The 2,349-nt window shown below is 31.7% G+C and carries 3 protein-coding genes; all 3 read left to right on the top strand.

Annotated features, from left to right (window positions below; translation table 11 throughout):
* Positions 1 to 149 precede the first annotated feature (149 nt).
* Positions 150 to 929: a hypothetical protein gene (locus tag ACIEHO_RS16460; RefSeq protein WP_406973742.1), complete on the top strand. Its 780-nt coding sequence runs from the start codon at positions 150 to 152 to the stop codon at positions 927 to 929.
* Between the two features lie 144 nt (positions 930 to 1,073).
* Positions 1,074 to 1,658 (top strand): porin family protein, encoded by a 585-nt coding sequence (locus tag ACIEHO_RS16455; protein WP_406973740.1) that lies wholly within the window; start codon positions 1,074 to 1,076, stop codon positions 1,656 to 1,658.
* A 153-nt stretch (positions 1,659 to 1,811) separates the two neighbouring features.
* Positions 1,812 to 2,261 carry a DUF4279 domain-containing protein gene (locus ACIEHO_RS16450; protein WP_406973738.1) on the top strand — a complete coding sequence of 150 codons (450 nt, stop codon included), beginning with the start codon at positions 1,812 to 1,814 and terminating at the stop codon, positions 2,259 to 2,261.
* Positions 2,262 to 2,349 lie beyond the last annotated feature (88 nt).

Here is a 2,349-nt window from a genome sequence, read left to right as displayed (position 1 = left end):
TTGCTAGCTTCTGATTTTCCTTCGGAAAATCCTCGCACACAAACACGCAACTTTCCATATACATAAACGTTACCTGCAAGCTTAAAAACGCAACCATTGTGAGCTAAACATCATCTTTATAAGATGAAGAAATCAATAAAAAACAAATTATGAGAAACATTCAAATATTGATTTTCACCATTGCCTTAATCGGTTTGATAAGTTGCAAAAAAGGCGAAGTTGATATTCAACAAGGAGAGTGTATGCCTTTTTCAATTTCTGACACCTATGAATATCCTATTGTTCCTGGAATGGATGAATGGGCAGATTTAAAATCATTATCTGAAATGGTTCAGGCTTGCCAAATTCCCAATAGTAAGTTAAAATCTATTTCGACAGAGGGTTTGTTGGAAACCTTATTAACTTATCCATTGATACTTGATTATGGAGCATTTAATTTTGGGCAGGACGGATTTGAGAGAATTAAATCTGAGAATAATGGATTTAATGAACTTTATGGAAGAACAAACTTTGTTAATGTTATTACGGAAAGATATAAACTAATGTCTTTAAATTGTGACAAAAATCATTATCCTCCATTTATCGGAGGAATAGAGACTCCAATTCAAATTTCGTTTCAAACAATTGAGTTCTTTATGCTTCAGGACGAGTTGCTGAATAAAATTAATTCAAATCAAAGAATTCAGATTCTCGAAACAGTATTGGAAAAGCTTCAAGCAAAAAAAGATTATGGTATTTCAAAAAATGACAACTTAGTTTCATATGCGATATTGGGAAAAATTATGATTAAGGAAAATTATTCTCCCTTCGTAAATATCAATGACGAAAATGAAATAGTAGCCGGATTAGTAAGAATTCCGATTGGATTCGATTTCGAATTGTTAGATTTAATTGAAGATAATGCAAAAGAATTAAAAGCCAGCAGGTAACAAAGTGTAAATTTAATAGCGGGTTCGGTGGGTGTTTCAAGGTTGTATTCACGCCCATTTATCCGTTCCTCTCGGACGGATAACCGCAAGCAAATCCGCTACTAAACTTACACCAACCGTTAGCAAAAATTCAAACTAAACTCTATGAAAGGAATTATTACAATTTTATTGATTTCATTCTTCCCACTTTTAACATTTTCGCAAAATCAATTTGGAATAATAGCTGGAATCAATAATTCAACTCTTAGTGATGGCTTTTTAAAACATGTTCCTATTCAAAAATCGTTTGGTCTTCATTTAGGCGGACTTTATCAACATGAATTAAATAATAATATTTCTTTCCGACCAAAACTAATGCTTTCGTTACAAGGTGACAGAGAAAAAAGCAATGATTCATATTTATCAACAGCTATAATTGACTATAAGCTTGGATATATAAACATACCTTTGGATTTTAAATTCTTTTCAAAACCTTATGTAATTGTAGGTCCACAAATTGGATTTTTGATTTCGACAAAAAAAGAAGATAGAGATTTTGGAAAAATAGAAAACGGATTTGATTATGGACTTAATTTTGGGGTTGGATATGATATTAATGATTTTTTTGTTGAATTTAATATGTATCAAGGGATAACAAAATTAATACATATAGAAGATAGCCAATTTAATACTTCCATAGACCCGACCAACACTGTCTTACAGTTAAGTATAGGATATTATTTTAAATAAAACTTTTGCTAACACCGTATAAAAAAAATTGCTAGTTTTAGCTAAACCAAAGTTAGTTGCTCGTTTGCTAGCTTCTGATTTTCCTTCGGAAAATCCTCGCACACAAACACGCAACTTTCCTTATACATAAACGTTGTGTGCAATTTGAAAAAAATGTGGAAGACCTTAACATATAGCGGAACTGAATGTAATAATTATTTGTATTTTTCTTTTGATGCCGAATATTTCGACACAGAAAAAATAACAGCAGAATTAAATATTAAACCGACTTCTGTTATGATAAAAAAAGAGCCTGTTCCAAAATCAACAGCTTGGAAATACCAAATTGACGCTGGAAATGAAATTGATTTGGAAAGTTATCTTGAAAAACTGATTGACATTTTTGAACCCAAAGCGGAAACGATAAACGGACTAAAAGAAAAATACGATTTAACGACAAGAATACAGTTTGTAATTGACATTGATATTAATCCCGAGTCTTCAACACCATATTTCGGACTGAATAAAAGAACGGTTGACTTTTTAGCGAAAACTGGAACTGAAGTAGATTTTGACCTTTACAAATCTGACACAATCGGACTTTTACAAAAATCAGATGAATAAAAAACTGCACACAACAATGGTAGCCGTTGCACAAGCCCATAATTTTACAAAATCATGATACAAAACGCCCATTTTAAGGGCGTTTTTT

The sequence above is a fragment of the Flavisericum labens genome (assembly GCF_045446075.1).
GTDB classification, from domain to species: domain Bacteria; phylum Bacteroidota; class Bacteroidia; order Flavobacteriales; family Flavobacteriaceae; genus Flavisericum; species Flavisericum labens.
This window is presented reverse-complemented; position numbering and strand designations above follow the sequence as displayed.

Bases quoted from the DNA above. Each gene is read 5' to 3' on its own strand.
- ACIEHO_RS16460 (WP_406973742.1), top strand. From the start codon at position 150: ATGAGAAACATTCAAATATTGATTTTCACCATTGCCTTAATCGGTTTG.
- ACIEHO_RS16455 (WP_406973740.1), top strand. From the start codon at position 1,074: ATGAAAGGAATTATTACAATTTTATTGATTTCATTCTTCCCACTTTTA.
- ACIEHO_RS16450 (WP_406973738.1), top strand. From the start codon at position 1,812: ATGTGGAAGACCTTAACATATAGCGGAACTGAATGTAATAATTATTTG.